Here is a 26,537-nt window from a genome sequence, read left to right as displayed (position 1 = left end):
CCAAAAACAAGAGGCAAGGCAAATATTTTTAGTGGCATACCGAGAGTTGCTCTCGGGAACGAATCGCGACGTTTTTTCGAATCTTCAGGCTTTTGTTGTCTGCGACTCAACCGGCTTTTCATTCCAGGGCGCAATTCTAGGCAACATCAGCATTCCAGGCAAGGCTAGAACGAAGCAAATTAGAAAAAAATTTAGCCAGCCGGTTTCCGCCACGATGTAACCGACCGAAGAATTGACGAAAGTCCGTGGTACGGCCATCAAGCTGGTGAACAGCGCGAACTGCGTCGCGGTATAGCGCGGGTCGGTCTCGCGCATGATGTAGGCGACGAAAGCGGTGGTGCCCAGGCCCACGCCGAAGGCTTCCACCCCGATCACCGCCGCCAGCACGGGCAGGCTGGTGCCGACGTGGGCCAGCCAGGCAAAGCCGAGGATGGGGATGGCCTGCAGCACGCCGAACACCCACAGCCCGCGATTGATGCCCAGCCGCACCATCCAGATGCCGCCCAGGATGCCGCCGGCCACGCTGGCCCACAGGCTGGTGGTCTTGGAGACCACGCCGATCTCGGTCATCGAGAAACCGAGGTCGATGTAGAACTTGGTGGCCAGCGCGGTGGCCATGCTGTCGCCCAGCTTGTAGAGGAAGATGAAGCCCAGCACCCACAGCGCGTTGCCCCAGCCGCCACGCGCGATGAACTCGCGGAACGGCAGCACCACCGCGTCCGACAGGCTCCTGGGGGGCGCGCCGTAGACCTTGGGCTCCTTGACCAGCAGCGAACACAGCAAGCCGGGCAGCATGAAGGCCGCGGTCACCCAGAATACGCTGGCCCAGGGCATGCGGTCGGCCAGCACCAGCGACAGCGCCCCGGGCACCATGCCGGAAAGCTTGTAGGCGTTGACGTGGATGGCGCTGCCCAGGCCCAGCTCTTCATCGGGCAGGATCTCGCGCCGATAGGCGTCGATGGCGATGTCCTGGCTGGCCGAGAGGAAAGCCACTACCGAGGCCATGAAGGCGATCGTGCCGACCTCGGTCAGCGGGTCGAGCATGCCCATGGCGCCGATGCCCAGGAACAGCAGCAGCTGGGTGACGAACATCCAGCCGCGACGGCGCCCCATGCGGCCGAAGTGGAAGCGATCCATCAGCGGCGACCAGACGAACTTCCAGGTATAGGGGAACATCACCAGCGCGAACAGGCCGAGCGTCTTCACGTTCAGGCCCGACTTGGCCAGCCAGGCCTGCAGCAGCGACAGCAGGATGAACAGCGGCAGTCCGGAAGTGAAGCCGAGGAAGACGCAGATCAGCATGCGCCGGTTGAGGTATTGACGCCAGGAAGCGGCGGGTGCGGTCATGGGCGGGCCGAGTCAGAGAACAGAGGGACAAAAGAAAAACGCCGGCGGCCGGCGGACGTTGCCGCGGTCGGACCGGCGTTTGCGGATGAACTGCGCGCAGGCGGGAGCTTATTTCTTGCGCAGCCTGAACACCGCCAGGCTGCCGCGCCAGTTGGGCAGGTAACGCACCGGCTTGCCGTCCTTGAGCGCCACGCATTCCAGCACTTCCAGCCCGACTTCGTTGGCCAGCGCCTCGAAATCCCTGATCGTGGCGCAGCGCAGGTTCGGCGTATCATACCATTGGTATGGCAGCGTCTTGGACACCGGCATGCGCCCCCGCAAGAGCGCCACGCGGTGCGGCCAGTAGGCGAAATTGGGGAAGGAGACGGTGGCCTCGCGGCCTACCCGCGCGATCTCGCGCAGCGTGCCCTCCACATCCTTGACCATCTGCAGCGCCGACAGGCACAGCACCGTGTCGAAGGCGTTGTCCTCGAACATGGCCAGGCCGCCATTCAGGTCCTGCTGGATCACCGAGACGTCGCGCGCCACGCACTTGGGGATCTCGTTGTCGTCGATCTCCACGCCATAGCCCACGCATTTCTTGTCGGTCTGCAAGTAGTCCAGCATCACGCCGTCGCCGCAGCCCAGGTCCAGCACGTTCGATTGCTCGCGCACCCAATGCGCGATGAACGCCAGGTCGGGGCGCAATTGGCTCAGTTCGTTGAAAGTCATGCGCGGCCCTCCTGCTCCAGTTCGTTCCAGATGCTTGCGTAATACTCGCGCACCACCGCCATGTAGCGCGCGTCGTCCAGCAGGAAAGCGTCGTGCCCGTGCGGCGCGTCGATCTCCGCATAGCTCACGCGGCGCCTGTTGGCTACCAGCGCCTGCACCATCTCGCGGCTGCGCTCCGGCGAGAAGCGCCAGTCGGTGGTGAAGGACACCAGCAGGAAGCGCGCCTTGGTGCGCGCCAGCGCCTTGACCAGGTCGCCGCCGAATTCGCGCGCCGGGTCGAAGTAGTCGAGCGCCTTGGTGATCAGCAGGTAGGTGTTGGCGTCGAAGTAGGTGGAGAACTTGTCGCCCTGGTAGCGCAGGTAGGACTCGATCTCGAAATCAATGCCGTAGCCGAATTGATAGTTGTCGGCGCGCAGGTCGCGACCGAATTTCTCGGCCATGTCGTCATCCGACAGGTAGGTGATATGACCCACCATGCGCGCCACGCGCAGGCCGTTCTTGGGCACCACGCCGTGCGCGTAGAAATCGCCGCCGTGGTACTGCGGATCGGTCAGGATGGCCTGGCGGGCGACGTCGTTGAAGGCGATGTTCTGCGCCGACAGCTTGGGCGTGGAGGCGATCACCAGGCAGTGGCCCAGGCGGTCCGGGTACATCATGCTCCAGGCCAGCGCCTGCATGCCGCCCAGCGAGCCGCCCATCACCGCGGCGAAGCGGACGATGCCGAGCCGGTCCGCCAGGCGCGCCTGGGCGTTGACCCAGTCTTCCACCGTGACCACCGGAAAATCGGCGCCGTAGGGCTTGCCGGTGGCCGGATTGGCGTGCATCGGCCCGGTCGAGCCGAAACAGGAGCCGAGGTTGTTGACGCCGATGACGAAGAACTTGTCGGTATCCAGCGATTTGCCGGGGCCGACCATGTTGTCCCACCAGCCGACGTTGTCCGGCTCCCCGGCATACACACCGGCCACGTGATGCGAGGCGTTGAGCGCATGGCACACCAGCACGGCGTTGGATTTGTCGGCATTGAGCGTGCCGTAGGTCTCATAGGTCAGCGAGTAATCCGCCAGCTGCGCGCCGCCCTGCAGCGGCAAGGGCTCGGCGAAATGCATGACCTGGGGCGATACGATTCCGATCGACATGATTGTTCTGCTTGAGTGGCAAGGCGTCCGCCGTCGCGGCTGGCGCGACGGACATGGACGATCGCTTCGCCTCAGCGAAGGTTGGCCACCTGCTCGGGCGGGCAATAAAAAAGCCCGGAAGCATTGCTTGCGGGCTCGTATCGAGAGAGTCTTGGGGAGGGAACAACTGACTCCAAGCTCGCTTTAGCCGCATTTAGATGGGAGCAATCTCCCGGCGCCCGCAAGCTGAGGTTGGTCAAACCGTTCAAATCGGCGCAGTGGCGTAAGAATACCCAAGTCGGGCGGGCCAGTCAAACGCACCGGGTCGCGCGCGAGCGGCCCGGTGCGCATATGCGGCGCGTCAGCGGCGCCGCGCGACCTTGGTTTCCTTGACCTCAGGCTCGGCCACCAGCGCCTGCAGCTGCGCCATGGCGGCGGCAATGGCGGCCGGCTCGCTGGCGCGCGTCACCTTCTTCACCTGCGGCTCCAGCAGGCGCAGGTCGCTGTTGAGGATCTCGTTCTTCACCGACAGGATCTGCGAGGGATGCATCGAAAACTCCAGCAAACCCATGCCCAGCAGCAGGCGCGTCCACTTCACGTCGCCCGCCATTTCGCCGCACACCGAGACCGGGATGCCGGCCTTGCGGCCCTGCGAGATCACCGTCGACAACAGGAACAGCACCGCCGGATGCAGCGGATCGTAGAGGTGCGCCACCTCGTGGTCGACGCGGTCGATGGCCAGCGTGTACTGGATCAGGTCGTTGGTGCCGATGGAGAGGAAATCCAGGCGCTTGATGAACAGCGGCAAGGCCAGCGCCGCCGCCGGGATCTCGATCATGGCGCCGACCGGGATCTCCTCGTCGAACTTCTGCTTGCGCTCGCGCAGCTGCTGCTTGGCCTGTTCGATGATGGCCAGGGTCTGGTCGATCTCGAAGGCGTGCGCCATCATCGGCACCAAGAGCTTGATCGGGCCGAAGGCGGAGGCGCGCAGGATGGCGCGCAGCTGCGTGAGGAACATCTGCGGCTCGGACAGGCAATAGCGGATGGCGCGCAAGCCCAGCGCCGGGTTCAGCGCGGTTTCCTCGTCTTCGTCCAACGGCTTGTCGGCGCCCACATCGAGCGTGCGGATGGTGACGACGCGGCCCTTCATGGCGATCACCGCCTGCTTGTACGACTCGAACTGCTCGTCCTCGCTGGGGAATTTCTCGAGATGGCCGGCGCGCCCCATGAACAGGAATTCGGAACGGAACAGGCCGATGCCCATCGCGCCCGCTTCCCAGGCATTGGCGGCGTCGGCCGGCAATTCGATGTTGGCCAGCAGCGTGATCGGTTCGCCGTCCTGGGTGATGGCCGGCGTCTTCTTCAGGCGCGAGAGCTTCTTGCGCTCGCGCAGCATGCGCTCCTGGCGCGCGCGGTATTGCGCCAGCACCAGCGGCGAAGGATCGACGATCACCACGCCGGCGTCGCCGTCAATGATCAGCAGGTCGTCGTGCTTCACCAGCACCGAGGCGTTGTGCATGCCGACGGCGGCCGGGATGTCCAGGCTGCGGGCGACGATGGCGGTGTGCGAGTTGGGGCCGCCCAGGTCGGTGACGAAACCGGCGAAGGCGCTGTCGCGGAACTGCAGCATGTCGGCCGGCGAGATGTCGTGCGCCACCACGATGATGTTGGCGGCGGCCTCGCCGGTGGGCGGCAGGTGAATGGCGCTGCCGGTCAGCACCTTCAGGATGCGCTCGCCGACCTGCTGGATATCGGCCTTGCGCTCGCGCAGGTACGGATCCTCGATCTCGTCGAACTGCGCCGAGAGCTCGTCGATCTGGGTGACCAGCGCCCACTCGGCGTTGTAGTAGCGGTTGCGGATGATGTTCTGCGGCACCTCCGAGAGCATCGGGTCCGACAGGATCAGGGAGTGTACGTCGATGAAGGCGCCCAGCTCGGCGGGCGCGTCCTTGGGGAGGTCGGAGCGGATGGCGTGCAGCTCTTCGTGCACCGCCTTGATGGCGCTCTTGAGGCGCTCGATCTCGGCCTCGACCTGCTCGTCGGCGATCAGGTAATGTTTGACGTCCAGCGCGGCCGGCGCCATCAAGTGCGCGCGTCCGATGGCGATGCCTTGCGACACCGCGATTCCATGTAAGCTGAAAGAAGCCATCGCGTTATCTCCTGCCTGGTTTTTATATTCCGCCGTATGTTCTGGTCGCGGTAGCTTCGAGGAAGTTACCGAACAAATGACGGTTTGGCAATCGCCGACATCGCGAAATCCGGGGAATAGAAAAACGGGCAGCCTGGTTGAAAAGCCATGCATGCCGGGGCGGCGCCTGTTGAGCGCCGCCCCGGCATGAACCATGTCGCAAGAAGTATTCCAGCGGGTAACGAATGCTGCGGCGCAATGCCGCGGCAAGGATGCGCCGGGCGCTTACTGGCCTTCGCCGAACTTGTCGGCGATCAGGGCTTCCAGCGCGGCGAAGCATTCCTGTTCGTCCTCGCCGTTGGTTTCCAGGCTGATCACGCTGCCCTTGCCGGCGGCCAACATCATCACGCCCATGATGGACTTGGCGTTGACGCGGCGTTTGTTGAAGGTCATCCAGACTTCGCTCTTGAACTTGCCGGCGAGCTGGGTGAATTTGGCGGAGGCGCGCGCATGCAGGCCGAGCTTGTTGACGATCTCTAGTTCTTTTTGAATCATTTTTCAGCTTTCGTTTTTATGTCTCTTGCGCGATGTCCGGCGCCGCTGTCCCGTCAGGCCGATGCCGCCACGCGGATGCGATTGTCGATGCGCACCGCGCCGTTCTGGCCGCCAGCCAGCGCCATCTCGACCACCACGTCCAGGGTGTCGTTGCGGTAGGTCAGCGCGCGCAACAGCATCGGCAGGCTGATGCCGGCGATCACCGAGACGTTTTCCAGGCCGCACAGGAAACCCGTGCAGTTGGAAGGCGTGCCGCCCATGACGTCGGTGATCACCAGCACGCCGCTGCCGTCGTCGAGGCGCTTGACCGCCTCGATCGCCAGTTTTTGCACATCCGCGGGATTCTGGTCGGCGACCACGTCGATCGCCTCTATCCGTTCGGGCCGGCCACGGAAGACGTGGGTCGCGGCATCCAGAAAAGCTTGCCCCAGCGGGGCGTGCGTCAAAAGAAGAATTCCAACCATGAAATTGTTGCCATCCGATGCGACGCGCTTTTCCCCGAGCAGCCCGTCATGCTCCACCGAGCCCATTTATGCTCCTGCACCTGCGGCGGCTTCAAGCGCGTCGACGAACATCGCCGCCACATCGAAGCCGGTCTGCTGGGTGATTTCCTGGAAGCAGGTTGGACTCGTCACGTTGATCTCCGTGAGATAGTCGCCGATGGCATCCAGCCCGACCAGCAACAATCCACGTTCATACAGCACAGGCGCCAGCGCCTCGCCGATTTCCAAATCGCGCTCGGAGGCCCGCTGTGCACGGCCCAGGCCGCCGGCGGCCAGGTTGCCGCGCACTTCATTGCCCTGCGGAATGCGCGCCAGCACGTTGGGCACGACCTTGCCGCCGATCAGCAGGATGCGCTTGTCGCCGGCGCTGATCTGAGGAATGAAACGCTGCGCCATGATCGTGCGTTGACCGTTGTCGGTCAGCGTCTCGATGATGGAGCCCAGGTTCATGCCGTCGGCCTTGATGCGGAAGATGCCCATGCCGCCCATGCCGTCGAGCGGCTTGAGGATCACATCCTGGTGCTCGCCATGGAAGTCGCGCAGGCGCTTGGCGTCGCGCGTGACCAGGGTGGGCGCGGTGTATTGCGGGAACTGGGCGATCGCCAGTTTCTCGTTGTGGCTGCGGATCGCGGCCGGCTTGTTGTACACCCGCGCGCCCTGCTTCTCGGCCAGCTCCAGCAGGTAGGTGGTGTAGATGTACTCCATGTCGAACGGCGGATCCTTACGCACGATCACGGCGTCGAACTCCGACAGGAAACAGGCGGCCGGCTTGTCGGCGCGATACCAGTCGTCGGCCTCGCCGGTCAGCGTGACCTTGAAGGCGCCGGCCGTCACCAGCCCGTTCTCCAGCACCAGGTCGGCCTGCTCGAACGCGTAGATGGCATGGCCGCGGCGGGCGGCCTCGCGCATCATGGCGAAGGTGGAATCCTTGTACGTCTTGAACGTATCGAGCGGATCGGCGAGGAAAGCGATTTTCATGTTGCTGGCGTCCTGTTGGGCTTGGCTGGTGGGTGATTATGCCGTCAATAGACTTCCGGGTTCGGATCGGTCTTTTCCATCTCCAGCGATGCGGCCAGCAGCGCCAGACGCGCCACCACGCCATACATGTAGAAACGGTTGGGCGCGGCGGTGCCGGGCTTGGCGTGCACGTCCGGCAAGGCGTGCTGCTGGGCGAAGGCCAGCGGCACGAAGTGCGCGCCGGGGGCGTTCAGGTTTTCGTTGACGTCGCGGTCGGCGTGCACGCGATAGAAGCCGCCCACCACGTAGCGGTCGATCATGTAGACCACCGGCTCGGCCACGGCTTCATTGATGCGCTCGAAGGAATGCACGCCTTCCTGCACGATCACTTCGGACACCTCCAGCCCTTCCTTGCCGGCCACCATCCTGGTGCGCTGCTGGCGGTTCAGGTCCTTGACCTCGCTGGCGTCCTTGACGGCCATGATGCCCATGCCGTAAGTGCCGGCATTGGCCTTGATGAACACGAAGGGCTGTTCCTTGATGCCGTATTCCTTGTACTTCTTGCGGATCTTCGACAGCAGCGAGGACACGCTGTCGGCCAGCGCGTCGGTACCGGTGCGCTCCTGGAAGTCGATGTCGCCGACCTTGGCGAACATCGGGTTGAGCATCCACGGGTCGACCTCGACCATCTTGGCGAATTTCTTGACCACGTCGTCGTAGGCGGCGAAGTGGTTGCTCTTGCGGCGCAGCGCCCAGCCGGCATGCAGCGGCGGCAGCACGCTCTGCTCATGCAGGCCCTCCAGCACCGACGGCACGCCGATGGAGAGATCGTTGTTGAGCAGCACGGTACAGGGATCGAAGTTCTTCAAGCCCAGTCGGCGGCCGTTGGAGGAGCGCTCCAGCGGCTCCAGCGTGATGCTGGTGCCGTCGGGCAGCTCAATGTTCTTCGGCTTGGTGACATCCGGCGCCAGGGTGCCCAGGCGTACGTTGAGCCCGGTCTGGCGGAAGATCTGCATCAGCCGGCCGATGTTTTGCAGGTAGAAGGTGTTGCCGGTATGGTTTTCCGGGATCAGCAGCAGGTTTCTTGCGTCGGGACAATATTTCTCGATGGCCGCCATCGCCGCCTGCACCGCCAAAGGCAGCATCTCGGGCGAGAGGTTGTTGAAGCCGCCCGGGAACAGGTTGGTGTCGACCGGCGCCAGCTTGAAACCCGCATTGCGCAGGTCGACCGAGCAATAGAACGGCGGCGTGTGCTCTTGCCACTCCATGCGGAACCAGCGTTCGATGGCCGGCGTGGCGCCCAGGATTTTCTTCTCCAGCTCCAGCAGGGGACCATTCAGAGCGGTGACAAGATGCGGGACCATAAAAGACCTTAACAATTTAGAAATGCCGGCTGCGAATGTTGATTTTAGCGGATTCCTGAAATCGTGTTGCAACGCGCAAGACGGCCGCGTTGCCATTTCACCAAAACCATTTCCGGGATCCGCTCCGGCGCCGGACGGGAGTTCAGGTCATCCAGATGGCGGCCGCCGCGTCTTTTTAAAGAGCCCGAGTCAAATGGTCGGGAATTATTTATTTCCCTGGCGGAAACGGCGCCAATAAAAAAGGCGCCCCGAAGGGCGCCTTTGAAAGGGACCGTCGCCGGCCCCGAAGGAATAAGACTCTGTTGCAGGCGATCAGTGGTAGGCCGATTCGCCGTGGCTGGAGATATCCAGGCCTTCGCGCTCTTCCTCTTCGGTCACGCGCAGGCCGATCACCACGTCGACGATCTTGTAGGCGATGAAGGAGACCACGCCCGACAGCACCAGGGTAGTCAGCACACCTTGGAACTGGATCCACACCTGGCCGCCGATCGAATAGTCGGGAGCGACCGCGTTGGCCACGTAGTCGTAGATGCCGGTGCCGCCCAGGCTCGGCGCAGCGAACACGCCGGTCAGGATGGCGCCCAGGATGCCGCCCACGCCGTGCACGCCGAACACGTCAAGCGCGTCGTCGGAACCCAGCAGCTTCTTGAGGCCGGTAACGCCCCACAGGCACAGCAGGCCAGCCAGCAGGCCCATGACGACCGCGCCGATCACGCCGACGAAGCCGGCAGCCGGAGTGATGGCCACCAGGCCGGCGACGGCGCCCGAAGCAGCACCCAGCATCGAGGGCTTGCCCTTGCCGATCCATTCGCCGAAGCTCCAGGACAGGACAGCGGCGGCGGTTGCCAGGATGGTGTTGACGAAGGCCAGTGCGGCGCCGCCGTTGGCTTCCAGGCCCGAGCCTGCGTTGAAGCCGAACCAGCCGAACCACAGCAGCGAGGCGCCGACCATGGTCAGGGTCAGGCTATGCGGCTTGAAGGCTTCCTTGCCGAAACCGACGCGCTTGCCGATCACGTAGGAACCGACCAGGCCCGCCACGGCGGCGTTGATGTGCACCACGGTGCCGCCGGCATAATCCAGCGCGCCCTTCTGGAACAGCCAGCCCGAGATCGCGGTCGCCTTTTCAGCGGCGGCGGCGTCGGTGAAGGCGTCCGGACCAGGCCAGAACCAGACCATGTGCGCCATCGGCAGGTAGGAGAAGGTGAACCACAGGATCGAGAACAGGATCACTGCCGAGAACTTCACGCGCTCGGCGAAGGAGCCGATGATCAGCGCCACGGTGATGGCCGCGAACGCACCCTGGAAGGCCACGAACACCAGCTCGGGAATCACGACGCCCTTGCTGAAGGTGGCGGTATTGGAGTCGCCGGTCAGGCCGTGCAGGAACAGGCGATCGAAGCCGCCGAAGAACGCTCCGCCTTCGGTGAACGCGATGCTGTAGCCGTAGACGAACCACAGGATGTAGATCAGCGAGAAGATCATGAAGCACTGCATCAGCACCGACAGCATGTTCTTGCTGCGGACCAGGCCGCCGTAGAACAGGCCCAGGCCGGGCAGGGTCATGAGGATCACGAACGCGGTGCACACCAGCATCCACGCGGTGTCGCCCTTGTTGGGAACAGGCGCGGGAGCGGCGGCGGCCGCAGCAGGAGCCGCGGCGGGCGCGGCTGCGGCAGGCGCAGCGGCAGCAGCCTTGGGAGCTTCGGCCGCAGCGGCGGGTGCGGCGGCGGTTGCCGCTGCTGCTTCAGGCTTGGGCGCGTCCTGCGCTTGGGCCGGTGCGGCAAAACCTACCGCCAACAGCAAAGCGCCAATGGCGACGGCGCTGGAAAACATTTTCTTCATGCTCATTAGAATTCCCCTTTTTTACAGAGCGTCTTTGCCGGTTTCGCCGGTGCGGATACGAATCACGTCCAGCAGATCCTGGACGAAGATCTTGCCGTCGCCGATCTTGCCGGTGCGGGCGGCCGTCTCGATGGCCTCCAGCGCGCGTTCGACGATGGCGTCATCGACTGCCGCCTCGATCTTGGTCTTGGGCAGGAAGTCGACCACATACTCGGCGCCGCGATACAGCTCGGTATGTCCCTTCTGGCGACCGAAGCCCTTGACTTCAGTCACGGTAATGCCCTGCACGCCGATGGCCGAGAGCGCTTCGCGCACCTCATCGAGCTTGAACGGTTTGATGATCGCTGTGATCAGTTTCATACGAACCTCTGATTAGAAAGTCTTGCTGACGGAAACGACAATACCCTTCTTGCCGACATTCTTCGCACCATCGGAAGCCGGCGTCAGGTTCACGCCATCCTTCAGGTCGGTACCGACGTAGGCCACGCCCAGCGTGATGCCGGCGGCTTCTTCGAAGGTCTTGGACAGGCCGACCTTCCAGTCGGTGTAGCTGTACTGGCTGTTGGACACGCCGTTAGGCTTGCCCTTGACGGTCTGGTGGCCAAGGTGCAGGCCGAGGATCACGCCGTAGAAGGTGTCGATGTTGGCGCCCAGGTCGAAGTACTGGCTGTTCTTGCTGTCGACGGCGCCGAACAGGTTGGTCAGCGCATGCGAATACTTGAAGTAGGCCGGGCCGTAGCCGATCTGGCCGTAGAGCTCGAAGGTGTTGGCGTTCTTGGAGCCGCTGTTGGCCAGGGTGTTGCCCGGGTAGTAGTAGTACAGGCCGCCGACGTCGTAGGTGAAGCCGCCGCCGATGTCGCCGCGCTTGCCGCCGTAGATATCCCACTCGATATCGCCCTTGGTGCTGGTATTGGTGTTGGTGCCAGCATCCTTGATCCACTTGATGTTGGTCAGCCAGGTGCCGGCGTACAGGCCGGTCGGGTTATGGGTGTAGTCAGCGCCGACTTGCAATGCCGGATCGAAGCGGGTCTGGGTCAGGCCGCGATAGCGGTAGTCGTTCACGACGGCGGCGTTGAAGCTGAATTCGTTGTCCGGCTTGGCGTCTTCTGCGCGCGCCACGGTGGAAACGAACGATGCTGCGATTGCAGTTGCAAGAATCAGTTTCTTCATGACTTTCCCTCTGGTTTGCTGTTGAACAATTAATCGTTTTTTTGTTTTGCCCAAACCATGTAGCAGGAGCCGTGCCAAGTCCTTTCACGGCGACGCCCTCCGCTTTTTCAGAGAAACAAGATATTCGAACCGTTTTTTTTGGAGTTATAGACCAAAATAGTGCATGTCGGCACAGATGGCACGAAATTGGTGCGACATTGATTTCTTTTCATTAACCATTCCTGCCGGACGGCAAACACATTTTGGTGCGCGAGGGGCCTTTGGCCAGGCGAATCACCAAGTCGGCACATTTCCACAAGGCATGCCCGCGCTGCCATCTCCCGCCGGGCACGAACTCGCCAATCCGCGGTCTGAACCTGGGCCGGAGTTTGTGAATGGCCCGGAAACGGCTAAACTTGACGCAACAGCAACCCGCCCAGGAGATCCGACATGGACAAGCCCCAATTCTTTGAAGACCTGCAATCCAAAATCAACAAGGCGATCGAGCACTCCCCGGCCAAGGACATCGAGAAGAACGTCAAGGCCATGCTGAGCCAGGGCTTTGCCAAGCTGGACCTGGTCACGCGCGAGGAATTCGACGTCCAGGCCCAGGTGCTGGCCAAGACCCGGGCCCGCCTGGAGGCGCTGGAGGCGCGTGTTGCCGAGCTGGAAGCCCAGCAAAAACAGACTCAATGACACGACCGGCCCGCTATTTAATACCCGACTCCCCCCGCTTCTCCCGTCATCAACAAGCACGACCGGGCTCGCCGCCATGAGCCTGGCCGTCCTCCACAGCCGCGCACTGTCCGGCATGGCCGCGCCGCCGGTCACCGTGGAAGTCCATCTGGCCAACGGCCTGCCCGCCTTTGCCATCGTCGGCCTGCCCGAAGCCGAAGTGAAGGAGGCCAAGGACCGCGTCCGGGCCGCGCTGCAAAATGCGCGGTTCGAATTCCCGGCGCGGCGCATCACGGTCAACCTGGCGCCGGCCGACCTTCCCAAGGAATCAGGACGATTCGACCTGCCCATTGCACTGGGCATCCTGGTCGCCTCCGGGCAGATGCCGGGCGACGAGCTCGACGACTACGAATTCGCCGGCGAGCTGTCGCTCTCGGGCCAGTTGCGCGCCGTGCGCGGCGCGCTGGCGATGACCTGCGCCATGCACCGTGCCGGCCGCGACGACGGCCGCAAGCGCGGCTTCATCCTGCCTGCCGCCAATGCCGGCGAGGCGGCGCTGGTCGCCGGCGCTTCCATCCTGCCGGCGGCCTCGCTGCTGGAGGTCTGCGCGCATTTCACCGCGCGCGGCGCCGAGGGCCGCCTGCAGCGCTATCGCGCAACGCCCGCCGTCGCCGCGCCGGCCTATCCCGACTTCGCCGACGTCAAGGGCCAGTTGCAGGCCCGGCGCGCCATGGAAGTGGCGGCCGCGGGCAACCACAGCATCTTGCTGGTGGGCCCGCCGGGATCCGGCAAGTCCATGCTGGCCTCGCGCTTCCCCGGCATCCTGCCGCCGATGGATGAAGAACAGGCGCTGGAGTCGGCCGCGGTGCGCTCGTTGACCGGCGGCTTCGATGCCGCCCAATGGAAGCAGCGCCCCTACCGCGCGCCGCACCATACCGCCTCGGCGGTGGCGCTGGTGGGTGGCGGCGGCACGCCCAGGCCGGGCGAAATTTCGCTGGCGCATCATGGCGTGCTGTTTCTCGATGAACTCCCGGAGTTTCAAAGGGCCGTGCTGGAAGTGCTGCGCGAGCCGCTCGAATCCGGCCGCATCACCATCTCGCGCGCGGCGCGGCAGGCCGACTTCCCGGCGCGCTTCCAGCTGATCGCGGCGATGAATCCCTGTCCTTGCGGCTTCCATGGCCATCCCAACGGCAAGTGCCGCTGCACGCCCGATATCGTCCGCCGTTACCAGGGCCGCATTTCCGGCCCCTTGCTTGATCGCATCGACATGCAGATGCCGGTCGGTTCGCTATCGCCCGCCGAACTGGCCGACCAGGCGCCGGGCGAGGCCAGCGTCGCCATCGCCGCCCGCGTCGGCCAAGCCTTCGCGCGGCAGTTGCAGCGCCAGGGCGTGAGCAACAGCCAGCTGGCGGGTAGCGCCATCGACGTGCACTGTCGTCCCGACGACGCCGGCGCGCAGTTGTTGCAAACCGCGCTGGCGCGCCTGGACTGGTCCGCACGCTCCTATCATCGGGTGCTCAAGGTGGCGCGCACGATCGCCGACCTGGCCGGGCAGGCGCAGGTCGGCAAGACCCATGTGGCGGAGGCGATCCAATATCGCCGGGGCTTCCAGGGGCCATGAAGCGATAAAGAAAGGCTGTCTTCAGCGCGACGGCATGATGCGCCGCGCGAACGCCAGCAGGATCAGCAGGAAGGCGGCCAGTCCCAGCCATTGGCCGATCCCTTCGAAGCCCGCCGGTGCCAGCGCCAGCGGCGCGTCCTTGCCGGTGAATCCGATGACGGCAGCCAGCAGCACGCCGACCAGGCTCTCGCCCACGATCAGTCCCGACGCCACCAGGATGCCGCGCTGGCGCGGCTTCTCTGCGTACGCATCGAAATCGGCGGTAGCCGCAGCAGCGCGGCGGCGCAGGGCGCGGTCGATCAGCCAGCCCAGCACCGCGCCGAAGAACAGCGCCATGCTGACCACCGGCGGCAGGTAGATGCCGATGCCCACCGCCAGCACCGGCAGGCGCGCGACACCGCCGCGCCTGGCCAGCAGGCCGTCGACGATGATCAGGGCGATGCCCAGCGCCACGCCGATGGCAAGCATCGACCAGTTCAGTTCGCGGGTGAAGATGCCGGTGGCGATCGCCGTCATCAGCGTGGCCTGCGGCGCGGCCAGCGCCTGCGCGGCGTCCATGCCCTCGCGCGGCAGCGCGCCCGTGAAACCGTAGGCGTTGTACAGCAGGTTGAGCACCGGCGGGATGATCAGCGCGCCCACCACGCACCCCACCAGCAGCGCCACCTGCTGGCGCCAGGGCGTAGCGCCGACCAGTTGGCCGGTCTTGAGGTCTTGCAGGTTGTCGTTGGCGATGGCGGCCACGGCGATGATGGCGGCCGTCACGAACAGTGCGATGGCGATTGCCAGCTTGCCGCCCTGGGGCGTGGCCAGCAGCGGGTCGACCGCGCCCGAGGCCAGCAGCAGCAAGGACACCAGGATCACCGCGACGATGCCGATGCCCGAGATCGGGCTGGACGATGAACCGATCAGCCCGGCCATGTAGCCGCAGGCGGCCGCCACCAGGAAGCCGAAGATGAAGGCGAACAGCACCGCGTAGACGATGAGGCCGGCGAACAGCGCCGGCGACACCGGCGCCTCCGCCAGGAAGGACGCGAAGACCACCGCCAGCAGCGCAATCATGGCCAGGCTGATGGCGATGATCCATCCCGGCGGCATGTCGCGGTCGGTGCGGTCGGCACCTTCGCCGCCGGGCCGGCGGCGCGAGAACGTGGAGAGCGAGGCCTTGACGCCCTCCACCATCGGCCTCAACAGCGTGATCAGCGTCCACACCGCCGCCACGCCGATCATGCCGGCGCCCATGAAGCGCACCTGCTTGCTCCAGATGCCGGTGGCGAACGCGGAGATGGCGGTGCCGGCCTCGCGCGGCGTGACCGCGGTCAGGTAGGGCACGGCGATGCCCCAGGCAATCAGCAGCCCGATGAGGATGGCGATGCCGGAGACGATGCCGATCATGTAGCCCGCGCCCACCAGCGCCAGCGAAAATCCTACCGGCAGGCGCAGCACCGAGGCGCCGGCCGAAAACCACAGGTTCATGTTCTCGGCGAACACCTTCAGGCCGCTGGCGGCCAGGCTGAAGCCGGCCGACAGCGCGCCGCCGAACAGGATGTCGTGCAGGCCGCGCCGGGTCTCCTCGCCGCCGTCGGCGTCCGAGCTGCCCACGCGCAGGATCTCGGCCGCCGCCACGCCTTCCGGATAGGGCAGCTCGCCCTGCACCACCATCGCGCGCCGCAGCGGGATCGAGAACATCACGCCCAGCATGCCGCCGGCGGCGCAGATGCCCAGCGTCTGCAGGAAGGGGAAGCCGTGCCAGTGCCCCATCATCACCAGCCCGGGCAGGATGAAGATGATCGACGACAGCGTGCCGGCAGCCGACGCCTGGGTCTGCACCATGTTGTTCTCGAGGATGTTGGCGCCGGCGAACAGGCGCAGCACCGCCATCGAGATCACCGCCGCCGGAATCGCAGAGGAGAAGGTCAACCCGACCTTCAGGCCGAGATAGACGTTGGACGCCGTAAACACCACCGTGATCAGCGCGCCCAGCACCATGCCGCGCAGGGTCAGCTCTGGCAGGTCGGCCAGCTTGTTGTCATGCATGTCGGTTCCCGTTCTTGATGGAATGCATTCTTATACCGCAAGAATTGGCGCCCTACTATCGGACAACATCCGATTTTTCAGCGCATCGGTTTTGCTATGATGGGTTCCGCCGATCGCTCCCCTTGCCTGCCGCCCCATGCCGATGCTCCCGCCGCGCCGCTGCCTGTCCGTCCTCGCCATGATCGCGCTGCTGGCGCTGGGCGCCTGCTCGCCGGACTACAACTGGCGCGAAAGCAGCGACAACGGCGCGCATTTCATCGTCCTGCTGCCGGGCAAGCCGGCCAGCGCGACCCGCAGCGTCGACCTCGACGGTCCCAGGGTCGACATGAACATGACCGCCGCCGAAGCCGGCGGCGCCACCTTCGCCGTCGGCACCGCCGAGCTGCCCGATGCCGCCGCCGCCAGCCGCGCGCTGGACGCGATGGCCGCCGCGCTGCTCAACAATATCGTCGCCAGGGCGCAGGCCGCGCCCACGCTGCCCGGCGCCACCGACGGCTACGCGCGCACGCTCGAACTCGATGCCCACGGCGTGGCCGGCGGCCGCCCGGTGCGCCTGGTGGCGCGGCTGGCGGCGCGCGGCAAACGGGTCTACCAGTTGCTGGTCCTGGGCGAGGAAAAGGCCATCACGGATGAGAATATTGAAACCTTTTTCGCCTCTTTCAAACCAACCTAGGCGAAGGATGCGCAGCGGCCGCGGGCGGATGACAAATGCCTGGGGCGCGGAGTATTCTAAGAACCGGATGCCCGCCCAAGGCAGGCAAACCCGCAGAAGTGCGGATGCAGTTGCAGCGCATTTCCCGATGATCCCGGCGCCAACCGGGCCTCACCGACAAAAATCGTTACCAATCAAAGACCCTGAGGAAATATGCTGATCACATTCAAATCGAAGGCTGCCGCCGACGTCGTCATGTACGAGTCGCACGCCAAGCCCATCCTGGACCTGCTGCACAAGGATCCCGCGCGCGGCGTGATCACCGCCGCCGAAGCCGGCGACGCCATCGCGCTGCTGGAAAAGCAGATCACCGCGAGCAAGGCGCATGAGGCGGCCGAGGTGCTGGAGCGCGACGTCAATGCCCATCACAACGCCAATACCGACGACCACAACCACGAGAAGATCGAGGCGGTCAGCTTCTCGGCGCGCGCCTACCCGCTGCTGGACATGCTGCGCGAAGCCAGGAAGGGCGACCACGACATCCTGTGGGGCGTCTGAACCCGCTGCGCTGCCCCTGGCGGTAAAGCCGCGCCGGCCGGCGCGGACAAAAAAACGGCTGCCGCGATCATCCACCGCGGCAGCCGTTTTTGCGTCCTGGGTCGGGTTTATTTGCGCGCGCGCAGCTCGGTCAGGTAGAACAGCAGCGCCAGGAACGGGAAGGCGAAACCGACCCAGGTGGCGCCGCTCCAGCCCGCCTGGGCATACACCCAGCCGCCCAGGGCCGAGCCGAGCGCGCCGCCGGCGAAGAAGGTGGCCATGAACAGGCCGTTCAAACGGCTGCGGATCTCGCCGCCCAGCGCGTAGATGGCGCGCTGGCTCAGCACCAGGTTGGCCGCCACGGCGAAGTCCAGCAGGATCGCCACCGCCAGCAAGACACCCAGCGACAGCTCGCGCCCGCCCTGCACCAGGTGCGGCAGGAGGAAGGACAGCGAGGCGCACAGCAGCGCCGCGCCGGTGGCCGGGCGGCTCCAGCCGCGGTCGGCCATGCGCCCGGCGATGGGCGCGGCGACCACGCCGATCACGCCGGCGAAGGCGAACAGCGCGATGCCCTTTTGCGAGATGCCCAGCTCCGCCAGGAACAGCGGCGAGGCGGTCCAGAACAGGCTGAAGGAAGCGAACAGCATGGCGTGGTACAGCGAGCGGCGGCGCAGCACCGGCGTGGTCTTCACCAGCGTCCACATCGACGCCAGCAGCGCCAGGTAATGCATGCCGGCCGGCGGATGGCGCTGCGGCAGGTAGCGCGAGAGCACCGCGATCAGCGCCGCCACCACCACCGCCGACAGGCCGAAGATGGCGTGCCAGCCGAAGAGGTCGGCCACCAGGCTGGCCAGCGGCCGCGCCAGCAGGATCCCCAGCAGCAGGCCGCTCATCACGTTGCCCACCGCGCGCCCGCGCGTCTCCGGGCGCGAGAAGTGCGCCGCGTAAGGCACCAGCACCTGGGCGCCCACCGAGGAAATGCCGATCAGCAGCACCGAGGCCAGCAACTGCATCGCGCTCTCGGCCAGGGCCGCGCCCACCAGCGCCACGCAGGTCAGGACCAGGCCGGTCAGCACCAGCCGGCGGTTTTCGAAGAGGTCGCCCATGGGCACGATGAACAGCAGGCCCAGGCCGTAGCCGATCTGGGTCAGCGTCACGATCAGGCCGGCCGCGCCCAGCGAAATGCCGGTGGCGCGGCTGATCGGCCCGATCAGCGGCTGCGCGTAATAGAGATTGGCGACGATGATGCCGCAGGCGGCAGCCAGCAGCATGACCATCCAGCGGGGAATATCCTGTTGCAGGGGGGTATCGGCCGTGGCGGCTTGCATGGTGTGTTTTCCTGTCGGGGTGGCGTCCGGGTGGGCCCGGCTCATGAAGGCAGCCACTTTAGCCGAACTCGCCGAGTCTTGCCGAAGCGGCCGGAACCGCCCGCGGGCGTCCCGAGCTGTTAAACTGGCGGCCCGCGCCAGCCGCAGGTTCCTGCGCGACGCCGGACCGAATACGACGCCGGCGGCGCCCGCTTTGAGCAGACATTGACGTGATCCAGGTTTCCCTTATTTCTTCCTCGGCCAAGGCCGACTCGCTGGCATACCAGCTGGCCTATGCCGCCCAGGCCGTGGCCGCCGTGCGCGCCGGCTCCGCCCTGCCGCAGGCGCTGGCCCAGATCTTCGCCCGCGCCGACGCCCCGCCGCCGGCGCGCGGCGCGATCCAGGACATCAGCTACCGCGCCATGCGCCGCCTGGGCGTCACCGACGCCCTCTTGGCGTTGCTGGCCAACAAGCCGCCCGAACCCGAGGTCCTGCGCGGCCTGCTGGATTGCGCGCTGGCGCTGCTGGTGGACGAGGAGGAGGCCGGCTACGACGGCTTCACGGTAGTGAACCAGGCGGTCGAAGCGGCCGCCGCCAGCCCCGACATGGCCTTCGCCAAGGGCGTGGTCAATGCGATCCTGCGCCGCTTCCAGCGCGAACGCGCCACGCTCATGCCGCAGGCGACCAAGACCCCGCCCGGCACCTGGAACTACCCGACCTGGTGGATCGACCGCCTCAAGGGCGCCTATCCCGACGACTGGCAACGCATCCTGTACGCCGGCAACCAGGCGCCGCCGCTGACCTTGCGCGTGAACCGTCGTCAAGCTACGGTTGAACAATATCTCGCCACCCTGGCGGCGGCCGGCATGCCGGCGCGCCAGGTCGGCCCCAGCGCGGTGCGGCTGGACAAGCCGGTGCCGGTGCAGCAGATCCCCGGCTTCGCCGACGGCGCGGCCTCGGTGCAGGACGCCGCGGCGCAGCTGGCCGCGCCGCTGCTGGACGCGGCCGACGGCATGCGCGTGCTCGACGCCTGCGCCGCCCCCGGCGGCAAGACCGGCCACCTGCTGGAACTGGCCGACATCGAGCTGCAGGCGCTGGATCACGATGGGCGCCGGCTGGCGCGCATCGACGAGAACCTGCGGCGGCTGGGCCTGACGGCGCAGCTGATCGCCGGCGATGCGCGCCAGCGCGACGGCTGGTGGGACGGCAAGCCCTTCGACCGCATCCTGGCCGACGTGCCCTGCACCGCCTCGGGCATCGTGCGGCGCCATCCCGACATCCGCTGGCTGCGCCGCAAGACCGATACCGCGCAGCTTGCAACACTTTCGGCGCAAATTTTGGACAACCTTTGGCAGATGCTGCGGCCGGATGGTAAATTGCTGCTCGTAACATGCTCGCTGTGGCCACAGGAGTCGGAACAGCAGGCAATTGCCTTCGCGCAAAGAAATAACGCCATACGACTGCCAGCCCCAGGTCAACTGTTGCCGACTGCCAGCGCAGAAACCGACCATGATGGCCTGTTTTACGCGCTGTTCCAAAAAACTGGTGCATGAATTTGACGCAATCGGCCCTCCTCCCCTCCAGCTTGCCATCCGGTCCGCGCCAGGCCTCCAGCGGCGCTCATCCACGACGATTCGCCCGCCTCGCGTTCTGGTTGCGCCAGGTCGTGCTGGCGCTCGTGCTGGCATGCGCCGGCGCAGCGCCGACGCATGCCGCCGAGATCACGATCTCCCAGGCCTCGATCGAAGCCAGCGATGAGGGCTATCGCCTGGCGCTGGCCTATTCCTTCGAGCTCAACCGCGGCCTGGAGGATGCGCTCTCGCGCGGCGTGCCGCTGTACTTCACGACCGAGGTGCAGATGACGCGGCGCCGCTGGTACTGGTTCGACGAGAGCAGCGTGTCGGCCGCGCGCACCGTGCGCATCTCCTACAACGTGCTGACCCGCCAGTACCACACCGCCATCAGCGGCCAGCTGCAGCAGAGCTTCTCCAACCTGGAAGACGCGATGGCGCTGATCCGCCGTCCGCCGCGCTGGATCATCGCCGACAACGGCACGCTCAAGGCCGGCGACGTCTACACCGTCGGCGTGCGCATGCGCCTGGACGTGGCGCAGCTGCCCAAGCCGTTCCAGGTGAACGCGCTCAACAACAGCGACTGGCGCCTGTCCTCCGACTGGATCGAATTCAACTACAAACCCGAATGAGCCGCACCTTACGCTATCTGCTGGTGGTCGGCGGGGGCGTCATCAGCATCCTGCTGTTCCTGCTGGCCTCGGCTTCCGAAAACTCCGCCCTGTTCGAACAGCACTATCCCTGGCTGCTGTTCCTCAACGGCCTGGCCGCGATCTCGCTGCTGTGCCTGGTGCTGCTGCTGCTCACGCGCCTTTACAAACGTTATCGGCGCGGCAAGTTCGGCTCCAAGCTGCTGGCGCGGCTGGTGCTGATGTTCGCGCTCATCGGCATCCTGCCGGGGGCGGTGATCTACCTGATGTCGGTGCAGTTCGTGACGCGATCGATCGAATCATGGTTCGACGTGCGCATGGAAGCGGCGCTGGAGTCGGGCCTGAACCTGGGCCGCAACGCGCTCGATTCGTCGCTGTCGGATCTCTCCTCGCGCGCGCGCAGCATGGCCCAGGAGCTGTCGGACATGAGCGAGTCCGAGCAGGTGACCTACCTCTCGCGCCTGCGCGACCAGAACATGGAGATCACCATCGTCAACGGCAACGGCCAGGTGCTGTCGGCCGTGGGCGGCAGCATCGGCTCGCTCACGCCGGTGCTGCCGAACGCCCAGGCGCTGCGCCAGGCGCGCATCTCGCGCGCCTTCGCGGCGGTGGAGAGCGACGACTCGCGCCCGCCCGGTGGCGAGTCCGACTCCGACGCCAACCTGCGGCTGCACGTGGTGGTGCTGATCCCGGCCAGCAGCCGCGGCCTCTCCCTGCAGAACGACAGCCGCTACCTGCAGCTGCTGCAGCCGGTGCCGGACTACCTGGCCACCAATGCCGAGACCTTGCGCCAGGCCTACAGCGAATACCAGCAACGCTCGGTGTCGCGCTCGGGTTTGCGCAAGATCTACCTGGTGACCCTGACGCTGACGCTGCTGCTGGCCATCTTCGCGGCCATCGCCAGCGCCTTCCTGATCGCCAGCGACCTGGCCAAGCCGCTGCTGCTGCTGGCCGAGGGCACCAAGGCGGTGGCCGAGGGCAACCTGTCGCCGCGTCCCATCGTCAGCACCTCCGACGAACTGGGCACGCTCACGCAATCCTTCAACACCATGACGCGCCAGCTGCTGGAGGCGCGCACCTCGGTCGAGAAGAACCGCGCCGAGCTGGAAAACGCCAAGGCCTACCTGGAGTCGGTGCTGGCCAACATGTCGGCCGGCGTGCTGGTGCTGGACGACCAGTTCAACATCGTCAGCAGCAACGACTCGGTGCGGCGCATCCTGGACTACGACTTCTCGCGCGACATCGGCACGCCGCTGCAGACCATCGACGGCCAGGCGCTGTTTGCCCAGGCCATCATCCGCGCCTTCTCCGAGCAGCGCGCCCAGCAAAGCGCCGGCGCGCCGCACGACGGCCTGCACTGGCAGCGCCAGATCGAGCTGCCGCGCCAGCCCGGCATGCAAGCCGATGGCGAGGACGGCCTGGGCGGCGGCGGCAAGCCCGACCACGACAAGCTGACCCTGTTCGCGCGCGGCTCGCACCTGCCGGTGGAAAGCGGCGTGGGCTACGTGGTGGTGTTCGACGACATCAGCAACGTCATCTCGGCCCAGCGCTCGATCGCCTGGGGCGAGGTGGCGCGCCGCCTGGCCCATGAGATCAAGAACCCGCTGACGCCCATCCAGCTGTCGGCCGAGCGTCTGCAGCACCGTCTCTCGGACAAGCTGATGCCGGCCGACGCGGCGATCCTGGATCGCGGCACCACCACCATCGTCAACCAGGTCACGGCCATGAAGCGCATGGTCGATGATTTCCGCGACTACGCCAGGACCCCGCCGGCCAAGCCGGTGGCGCTGGACCTCAACGCGCTGATCGAGGAGATCCTCAACCTCTACCTGGCCGGCGACGGGCGCGACGCGATCCAGCCGCGCCTGGCGCCGGGCATGACCAAGATCCTGGGCGACGCCACCCAGATGCGCCAGGTCATCCATAACCTGCTGCAGAATGCCCAGGACGCCGTCGGCGACGAGAGCCAGCAGGGCGGCGTGGCGCCGCGCATCGACGTGCTCACCGAACAGATCGAGATCGCCGGCGGCGGCGGCGCGCGCCAGCCTGCAGTGCGCCTGTCCATCATCGACAATGGCCCCGGCTTCTCGGCCAAGGTGCTGGCGCGCGCCTTCGAACCCTACGTCACCTCCAAGCCGCGCGGCACCGGCCTGGGGCTGGCCATGGTCAAGAAAATCGTGGAAGAACACGGCGGAAGGATCGATATCCAGAATCGCACGGACGGTAGAGGCGCAAAAATAGTAATTTTGCTGGTAAAGTTAGCACCTATTGATTAAGACCCAAGATTCAAGTGCAATACTCCCCGGGGGAAGTCGGCAGTTCATCGAAGTCTGCTCCTTGCATCGGGGCAGGATCGGCCCGGAACAAGACCGAAAACTTGGACAATGAACTAGCAGCGAGGAAAGCAGCACATGGCTAACATCCTGGTCGTCGACGACGAAATGGGTATCCGCGAATTGCTCTCAGAAATCCTGGGCGATGAAGGGCATGTCGTGGCCACTGCGGAAAATGCGCAGCAGGCGCGCGAGCTGCGCCAGGGCAGCGTGCCCGACCTCGTGCTGCTCGATATCTGGATGCCCGACACGGACGGCGTGACGCTGCTCAAGGAATGGCAGCGCGACGGCCTGCTCACCATGCCGGTGATCATGATGTCCGGCCACGCCACCATCGACACCGCCGTCGAGGCCACCCGCATCGGCGCGCTCAACTTCCTGGAAAAACCGATCGCCCTGCAAAAGCTGTTGAAGGCCGTGCAGCAGGGCCTGACCCACAGCCGCGAACCGGTGCGCCCCGCCAGCAGCTATCGCCCGGCCGCGGTGGCGACGGTCGCCAACGGCGCCGCGGAAGGCCTGCATGCCCCCGAACACGCCGCGCCGATCACCAGCTACGCGCCCGCCCTCGGCGGCGACACGCTGCATCACGGCACGCCGGCGGCGGCGCCCTACGGCCAGGTGGCCGACAACGCCGCCAACATCTCCTTCGACCTGCCGCTGCGCGAAGCGCGCGACGCCTTCGAGCGCGCCTATTTCGAATACCACCTGGTGCGCGAGAACGGCAGCATGACGCGCGTGGCCGAACGCACCGGCCTGGAGCGCACCCACCTCTATCGCAAGCTCAAGCAGCTGGGCGTGGAACCGGGCAAGCTGGCCAAGCGCAACCACTGACTCCGGCTCGCGCCGCCAGCGCAGCCCGCCGCGCTGACGGCGCAGGCAATGCAAACAGGACCCTTCGGGGTCCTGTTTGCATTTGGGCGCGCGCCAGTCATCGCAGCACCATCCCCTGCAAAGCCTCATGCATGGCTTCGCCCGGCGCGATGTTCGGGATAGGAATTTCCCTGATGGTCATGTCGCCCTGAAGGCGGCATGCTGGAATCGCTCGGTGCCGTCCTGCATGACGGTAGTTCTACGGTATCGAACCGGGCGGGGCGGCGGACGGGCGAGTCCGCCGCCCCGTCGCAATGTTTTCCGGATGGCAAGATGAACTTCCGCGCAGCGGTCGTCTCTATTTTGTGAGGCCGCCGGATGGCGGAACAAAGGTGCAAGGGGAATGCAAAAGTTTTCTCCCCGTGCGCCGTAACCAGACTCAGGAGCGCGCGCATGGCGGCCAACGGCGTCAATGACGCGCTCCGTGAGGGTGCAGCGGCAACAAGGCAGCAGAAATGCCTCAAGGGCGGGCCAGGGGGCCAGCCCTTGAAATTCCCGGTGAAGACGCCACTTCCTTTTCGAAGCAGTATTCCAGCATAAGGAGTCACCATGAACCTGATCTATAACAGCGAGCAATACAGCGTCGTCGAGTTCGGCGCCGACAACGACCATGAAGCCCTGCGTTTCGGCGGTTACGAGATCATGGACAAGTCAGGCCAGCGGGAAATCTACATCGACGGCCCCGCCGCGGAGCTGTTCCGCAAGGACGTCCAGGAGCTCATCGCCAGCGAACCGACCATGGAAGACATCGACACCTTCCTGAGCCGTTACGACATGCTGATGCGCCATCCGATGACGCTGCACTGACCGCTGCTGCAGCAGTCGGGCAAATGGCCGCGCGGCATGCGCGGCTTTTTTTTCGCCTGCCGTTTCCATTAAGATTGCGCATCCGCGTCCGACACCGAACCTGTGAATTCCACTCCCATCAGCAGCGCCCAGAGCGGCGTGCACGAACAGCTGGCCGCCCTGGTCGCGCGCCACGCCGCGCATCCGTTCAGGAAGCCCGTGACCGACTACAACCGGCGCGCCTTCGAACACAGCCTGGCCGCCTGGCGCGCCGCCGGCGAGCCGCCGCTGATCCTCGACACCGGCTGCGGCGTGGGCCTGTCGACGCTGAACCTGGCGGCGCAGTATCCCGGCCATTTCGTGATCGGGATCGACCAGTCGGCAGATCGCCTGGCGCGCAACACCTTGTGGGACGGCCCGGAGCCGGCCAACCTCTGCTTCGTGCGCGCCGACCTGGTCGACTACTGGCGCCTGGCGCTGGACGCCGGCCTGCGCCCGGCGCGCCACTACCTGCTCTACCCCAATCCCTGGCCCAAGATCGGCCACCTGGCGCGACGCTGGCAGGGCCATGCTGTGTTTCCCGCCATCGTGGCGCTGGGCGGGATCATCGAGTGCCGCAGCAACTGGCGCATCTATGTCGAGGAGTTCGCCGCCGCCCTGCGCCAGCTGAGCGCCGTCGACGTGCGCACCGAGCCCTATCTCACCGACGCCCCGATCACGCCCTTCGAGCGCAAGTACCTCGCCTCCGGCCACGCGCTGTGGCGCTGCGCCGCCGATCTCGGCCCGCGCGGCTTGCCGTAGGACAAGGCGGCGACCCGCCGACGCGGTATCATCTCGCTTTTTCCGCGCCGACTGCGCGCGCCGCCCGTACGCGCAGGCCAACGAGATGACAACAACGACAGCAACCGCCACCGCCCCATGAACCCCGCCGTGATCGGCCTGGTGCTGGCCGCCGCCCTCCTGCACGCTTCCTGGAACGCCCTGCTCAAAAGCAGCGCCGACCGCCTGGCCTCGCTGTCGCTGATGACCATCGGCGCCGGCCTGGCCGCCATCCCGCTGGTGCTGCTGCGCCCGTTGCCGCATGGGCCGAGCTGGTTCTACATCATCCTCTCCGGCATCCTGCACACCGGCTACAACCTGTTCCTGATCCGCGCCTACAGGATCGGCGACTTCGGCCAGTCCTATCCGATCGCGCGCGGCTCCTCGCCGCTGCTGGTGGCGCTGGGCGCCGCGGTGTTCGCCGGCGAGCGGCTCAACGTCTATACCGTGGCCGGCATCGCGCTGGTGTCGGCCGGCATCGTCAGCCTGGCCAACCTGCGCGGCCTGCGCCGGCGCGAGAACCTGTCCGGCCCGGCGGCCGCCTTCGCCACCGGCGCCTTCATCGCCGCCTACACCGTCACCGACGGCATCGGCGCGCGCCTGGCGGGCGATTCGGTGTCCTATGCCGGCTGGCTGTTCGTGCTCGACAGCATCCCGCTGGCGCTGATCTACTGGCGCCGCCACGGCCGCATCCCGGTGGCCCTGGGCGAACGCGACACCTGGATCGGCCTGGCCGGCGGCGTGATGTCGCTGCTGGCCTATGGCATCGTGATCTGGGCCGTCACGCTGGCGCCGATGGGCATGGTCTCGGCGCTGCGCGAGACCTCGGTGCTGTTCGCGCTGCTGATCGGCTGGCTGTTCCTGGGCGAGCAGCTGACGCTGCGGCGCGTGCTGTCCTGCCTGGTGATCGCCGCCGGCGCGGTGGTGCTGGGGATGCGGCACTGAAGCGGCGATGCAAACAAAAACGGCGATGATCACTCATCGCCGTTTTTCATTTCAGGCTGGCCCAGG

The 26,537-nt window shown here is 65.8% G+C and carries 24 protein-coding genes; 11 read left to right on the top strand and 13 right to left on the bottom strand.

Annotation, left to right across the window (positions count from 1 at the left end; all coding sequences use genetic code 11):
• Positions 1 to 84: 84 nt before the first annotated feature.
• The 11 genes from Herbaro_RS00585 to Herbaro_RS00535 all read right to left on the bottom strand — a co-directional run bounded on the left by Herbaro_RS00585 (position 85) and on the right by Herbaro_RS00535 (position 11,692).
• On the bottom strand, positions 85 to 1,347 hold the full coding sequence (locus Herbaro_RS00585) for an AmpG family muropeptide MFS transporter (protein ID WP_275011926.1): 1,263 nt from the start codon (positions 1,345 to 1,347) through the stop codon (positions 85 to 87).
• 108 nt (positions 1,348 to 1,455) lie between these two features.
• Positions 1,456 to 2,058, bottom strand: coding sequence for a methionine biosynthesis protein MetW (gene metW, locus Herbaro_RS00580; protein WP_275011925.1), 603 nt, complete (start codon positions 2,056 to 2,058; stop codon positions 1,456 to 1,458).
• On the bottom strand, positions 2,055 to 3,194 hold the full coding sequence (gene metX, locus Herbaro_RS00575) for a homoserine O-succinyltransferase MetX (protein WP_275011924.1): 1,140 nt from the start codon (positions 3,192 to 3,194) through the stop codon (positions 2,055 to 2,057). The genes metW and metX overlap by 4 nt, the downstream gene beginning before the upstream one ends.
• 340 nt (positions 3,195 to 3,534) lie before the next feature.
• Complete coding sequence (ptsP, locus tag Herbaro_RS00570; RefSeq protein ID WP_275011923.1) at positions 3,535 to 5,322, bottom strand: phosphoenolpyruvate--protein phosphotransferase; 1,788 nt, start codon at positions 5,320 to 5,322, stop codon at positions 3,535 to 3,537.
• A gap of 264 nt (positions 5,323 to 5,586) precedes the next feature.
• Entirely contained in the window at positions 5,587 to 5,856 is a 270-nt protein-coding gene (locus tag Herbaro_RS00565; RefSeq protein ID WP_275011922.1) for an HPr family phosphocarrier protein, read from the bottom strand.
• 53 nt (positions 5,857 to 5,909) lie between these two features.
• The gene (locus Herbaro_RS00560) at positions 5,910 to 6,320 is read right to left on the bottom strand and encodes a PTS sugar transporter subunit IIA (protein ID WP_275011921.1); all 411 of its coding nucleotides are present in this window, start codon (positions 6,318 to 6,320) and stop codon (positions 5,910 to 5,912) included.
• Between the two features lie 66 nt (positions 6,321 to 6,386).
• Positions 6,387 to 7,337 (bottom strand): glutathione synthase, encoded by a 951-nt coding sequence (gene gshB, locus Herbaro_RS00555; protein ID WP_275011920.1) that lies wholly within the window; start codon positions 7,335 to 7,337, stop codon positions 6,387 to 6,389.
• Positions 7,338 to 7,381: 44 nt separating this feature from the next.
• Entirely contained in the window at positions 7,382 to 8,680 is a 1,299-nt protein-coding gene (gene gshA, locus Herbaro_RS00550; protein ID WP_275011919.1) for a glutamate--cysteine ligase, read from the bottom strand.
• A gap of 312 nt (positions 8,681 to 8,992) precedes the next feature.
• Complete coding sequence (locus Herbaro_RS00545; RefSeq protein ID WP_275011918.1) at positions 8,993 to 10,528, bottom strand: ammonium transporter; 1,536 nt, start codon at positions 10,526 to 10,528, stop codon at positions 8,993 to 8,995.
• Positions 10,529 to 10,543: 15 nt separating this feature from the next.
• Positions 10,544 to 10,882, bottom strand: a complete 339-nt coding sequence (locus tag Herbaro_RS00540; RefSeq protein ID WP_006713297.1) for a P-II family nitrogen regulator — start codon at positions 10,880 to 10,882, stop codon at positions 10,544 to 10,546.
• A gap of 12 nt (positions 10,883 to 10,894) precedes the next feature.
• Positions 10,895 to 11,692, bottom strand: a complete 798-nt coding sequence (locus Herbaro_RS00535) for a TorF family putative porin (protein ID WP_275011917.1) — start codon at positions 11,690 to 11,692, stop codon at positions 10,895 to 10,897.
• A gap of 429 nt (positions 11,693 to 12,121) precedes the next feature.
• On the opposite strand from Herbaro_RS00535, the gene Herbaro_RS00530 reads away from it, so the two are divergent.
• Together Herbaro_RS00530 and Herbaro_RS00525 are read left to right on the top strand one after the other, a co-directional pair.
• Positions 12,122 to 12,367, top strand: a complete 246-nt coding sequence (locus Herbaro_RS00530) for an accessory factor UbiK family protein (RefSeq protein WP_275011916.1) — start codon at positions 12,122 to 12,124, stop codon at positions 12,365 to 12,367.
• A 76-nt stretch (positions 12,368 to 12,443) separates the two neighbouring features.
• On the top strand, positions 12,444 to 13,967 hold the full coding sequence (locus tag Herbaro_RS00525) for a YifB family Mg chelatase-like AAA ATPase (RefSeq protein WP_275011915.1): 1,524 nt from the start codon (positions 12,444 to 12,446) through the stop codon (positions 13,965 to 13,967).
• A gap of 21 nt (positions 13,968 to 13,988) precedes the next feature.
• Here Herbaro_RS00525 and Herbaro_RS00520 read toward each other — a convergent pair whose 3' ends face one another.
• Entirely contained in the window at positions 13,989 to 16,001 is a 2,013-nt protein-coding gene (locus Herbaro_RS00520) for an OPT family oligopeptide transporter (protein WP_275011914.1), read from the bottom strand.
• 136 nt (positions 16,002 to 16,137) lie between these two features.
• Here Herbaro_RS00520 and Herbaro_RS00515 point away from each other — a divergent pair, with 136 nt between their 5' ends.
• Positions 16,138 to 16,674: a hypothetical protein gene (locus Herbaro_RS00515; RefSeq protein ID WP_275011913.1), complete on the top strand. Its 537-nt coding sequence runs from the start codon at positions 16,138 to 16,140 to the stop codon at positions 16,672 to 16,674.
• 192 nt (positions 16,675 to 16,866) lie between these two features.
• Positions 16,867 to 17,211, top strand: coding sequence for a DUF1840 domain-containing protein (locus Herbaro_RS00510; RefSeq protein ID WP_275011912.1), 345 nt, complete (start codon positions 16,867 to 16,869; stop codon positions 17,209 to 17,211).
• A 107-nt stretch (positions 17,212 to 17,318) separates the two neighbouring features.
• Here the strand turns inward: Herbaro_RS00510 and Herbaro_RS00505 are convergent, their stop codons facing one another.
• Positions 17,319 to 18,518: an MFS transporter gene (locus Herbaro_RS00505; RefSeq protein ID WP_275011911.1), complete on the bottom strand. Its 1,200-nt coding sequence runs from the start codon at positions 18,516 to 18,518 to the stop codon at positions 17,319 to 17,321.
• A 209-nt stretch (positions 18,519 to 18,727) separates the two neighbouring features.
• Here Herbaro_RS00505 and rsmB point away from each other — a divergent pair, with 209 nt between their 5' ends.
• From rsmB to Herbaro_RS00470, 7 genes are all read left to right on the top strand, one after another.
• Positions 18,728 to 20,050: a 16S rRNA (cytosine(967)-C(5))-methyltransferase RsmB gene (gene rsmB, locus Herbaro_RS00500; protein ID WP_275011910.1), complete on the top strand. Its 1,323-nt coding sequence runs from the start codon at positions 18,728 to 18,730 to the stop codon at positions 20,048 to 20,050.
• Complete coding sequence (locus tag Herbaro_RS00495; protein ID WP_275011909.1) at positions 20,047 to 20,700, top strand: DUF4390 domain-containing protein; 654 nt, start codon at positions 20,047 to 20,049, stop codon at positions 20,698 to 20,700. The genes rsmB and Herbaro_RS00495 overlap by 4 nt, the downstream gene beginning before the upstream one ends.
• On the top strand, positions 20,697 to 22,994 hold the full coding sequence (locus tag Herbaro_RS00490; protein ID WP_275011908.1) for a sensor histidine kinase: 2,298 nt from the start codon (positions 20,697 to 20,699) through the stop codon (positions 22,992 to 22,994). The genes Herbaro_RS00495 and Herbaro_RS00490 overlap by 4 nt, the downstream gene beginning before the upstream one ends.
• A 135-nt stretch (positions 22,995 to 23,129) precedes the next feature.
• Positions 23,130 to 23,882 carry a response regulator gene (locus Herbaro_RS00485; protein WP_275011907.1) on the top strand — a complete coding sequence of 251 codons (753 nt, stop codon included), beginning with the start codon at positions 23,130 to 23,132 and terminating at the stop codon, positions 23,880 to 23,882.
• A gap of 588 nt (positions 23,883 to 24,470) precedes the next feature.
• A complete protein-coding gene (locus tag Herbaro_RS00480) occupies positions 24,471 to 24,728 on the top strand; it encodes a BTH_I0359 family protein (protein WP_209607549.1) in 258 nt (85 codons plus the stop codon).
• Positions 24,729 to 24,830: 102 nt separating this feature from the next.
• On the top strand, positions 24,831 to 25,508 hold the full coding sequence (trmB, locus tag Herbaro_RS00475) for a tRNA (guanine(46)-N(7))-methyltransferase TrmB (protein WP_275011906.1): 678 nt from the start codon (positions 24,831 to 24,833) through the stop codon (positions 25,506 to 25,508).
• A gap of 117 nt (positions 25,509 to 25,625) precedes the next feature.
• Positions 25,626 to 26,471: a DMT family transporter gene (locus Herbaro_RS00470; protein ID WP_275011905.1), complete on the top strand. Its 846-nt coding sequence runs from the start codon at positions 25,626 to 25,628 to the stop codon at positions 26,469 to 26,471.
• The last annotated feature ends 66 nt before the right edge of the window (positions 26,472 to 26,537 follow it).

The organism is Herbaspirillum sp. WKF16 (assembly GCF_028993615.1).
GTDB lineage: Bacteria > Pseudomonadota > Gammaproteobacteria > Burkholderiales > Burkholderiaceae_D > Herbaspirillum.
Note: the sequence above shows the minus strand (reverse complement) of the source record. Positions and strands in the feature narration are given on the sequence as shown.

Bases quoted from the DNA above. Each gene is read 5' to 3' on its own strand.
- Herbaro_RS00495 (WP_275011909.1), top strand. From the start codon at position 20,047: ATGAATTTGACGCAATCGGCCCTCCTCCCCTCCAGCTTGCCATCCGGT.
- Herbaro_RS00510 (WP_275011912.1), top strand. From the start codon at position 16,867: ATGCTGATCACATTCAAATCGAAGGCTGCCGCCGACGTCGTCATGTAC.
- Herbaro_RS00530 (WP_275011916.1), top strand. From the start codon at position 12,122: ATGGACAAGCCCCAATTCTTTGAAGACCTGCAATCCAAAATCAACAAG.
- Herbaro_RS00470 (WP_275011905.1), top strand. From the start codon at position 25,626: ATGAACCCCGCCGTGATCGGCCTGGTGCTGGCCGCCGCCCTCCTGCAC.
- Herbaro_RS00525 (WP_275011915.1), top strand. From the start codon at position 12,444: ATGAGCCTGGCCGTCCTCCACAGCCGCGCACTGTCCGGCATGGCCGCG.
- Herbaro_RS00520 (WP_275011914.1), bottom strand. From the start codon at position 16,001: ATGCATGACAACAAGCTGGCCGACCTGCCAGAGCTGACCCTGCGCGGC.
- Herbaro_RS00505 (WP_275011911.1), bottom strand. From the start codon at position 18,518: ATGCAAGCCGCCACGGCCGATACCCCCCTGCAACAGGATATTCCCCGC.
- Herbaro_RS00480 (WP_209607549.1), top strand. From the start codon at position 24,471: ATGAACCTGATCTATAACAGCGAGCAATACAGCGTCGTCGAGTTCGGC.
- Herbaro_RS00560 (WP_275011921.1), bottom strand. From the start codon at position 6,320: ATGGTTGGAATTCTTCTTTTGACGCACGCCCCGCTGGGGCAAGCTTTT.
- Herbaro_RS00535 (WP_275011917.1), bottom strand. From the start codon at position 11,692: ATGAAGAAACTGATTCTTGCAACTGCAATCGCAGCATCGTTCGTTTCC.
- Herbaro_RS00515 (WP_275011913.1), top strand. From the start codon at position 16,138: ATGCCGATGCTCCCGCCGCGCCGCTGCCTGTCCGTCCTCGCCATGATC.
- Herbaro_RS00540 (WP_006713297.1), bottom strand. From the start codon at position 10,882: ATGAAACTGATCACAGCGATCATCAAACCGTTCAAGCTCGATGAGGTG.
- gshA (WP_275011919.1), bottom strand. From the start codon at position 8,680: ATGGTCCCGCATCTTGTCACCGCTCTGAATGGTCCCCTGCTGGAGCTG.
- Herbaro_RS00485 (WP_275011907.1), top strand. From the start codon at position 23,130: ATGGCTAACATCCTGGTCGTCGACGACGAAATGGGTATCCGCGAATTG.
- Herbaro_RS00565 (WP_275011922.1), bottom strand. From the start codon at position 5,856: ATGATTCAAAAAGAACTAGAGATCGTCAACAAGCTCGGCCTGCATGCG.
- ptsP (WP_275011923.1), bottom strand. From the start codon at position 5,322: ATGGCTTCTTTCAGCTTACATGGAATCGCGGTGTCGCAAGGCATCGCC.
- Herbaro_RS00585 (WP_275011926.1), bottom strand. From the start codon at position 1,347: ATGACCGCACCCGCCGCTTCCTGGCGTCAATACCTCAACCGGCGCATG.
- gshB (WP_275011920.1), bottom strand. From the start codon at position 7,337: ATGAAAATCGCTTTCCTCGCCGATCCGCTCGATACGTTCAAGACGTAC.
- metW (WP_275011925.1), bottom strand. From the start codon at position 2,058: ATGACTTTCAACGAACTGAGCCAATTGCGCCCCGACCTGGCGTTCATC.
- Herbaro_RS00490 (WP_275011908.1), top strand. From the start codon at position 20,697: ATGAGCCGCACCTTACGCTATCTGCTGGTGGTCGGCGGGGGCGTCATC.
- metX (WP_275011924.1), bottom strand. From the start codon at position 3,194: ATGTCGATCGGAATCGTATCGCCCCAGGTCATGCATTTCGCCGAGCCC.
- Herbaro_RS00545 (WP_275011918.1), bottom strand. From the start codon at position 10,528: ATGAGCATGAAGAAAATGTTTTCCAGCGCCGTCGCCATTGGCGCTTTG.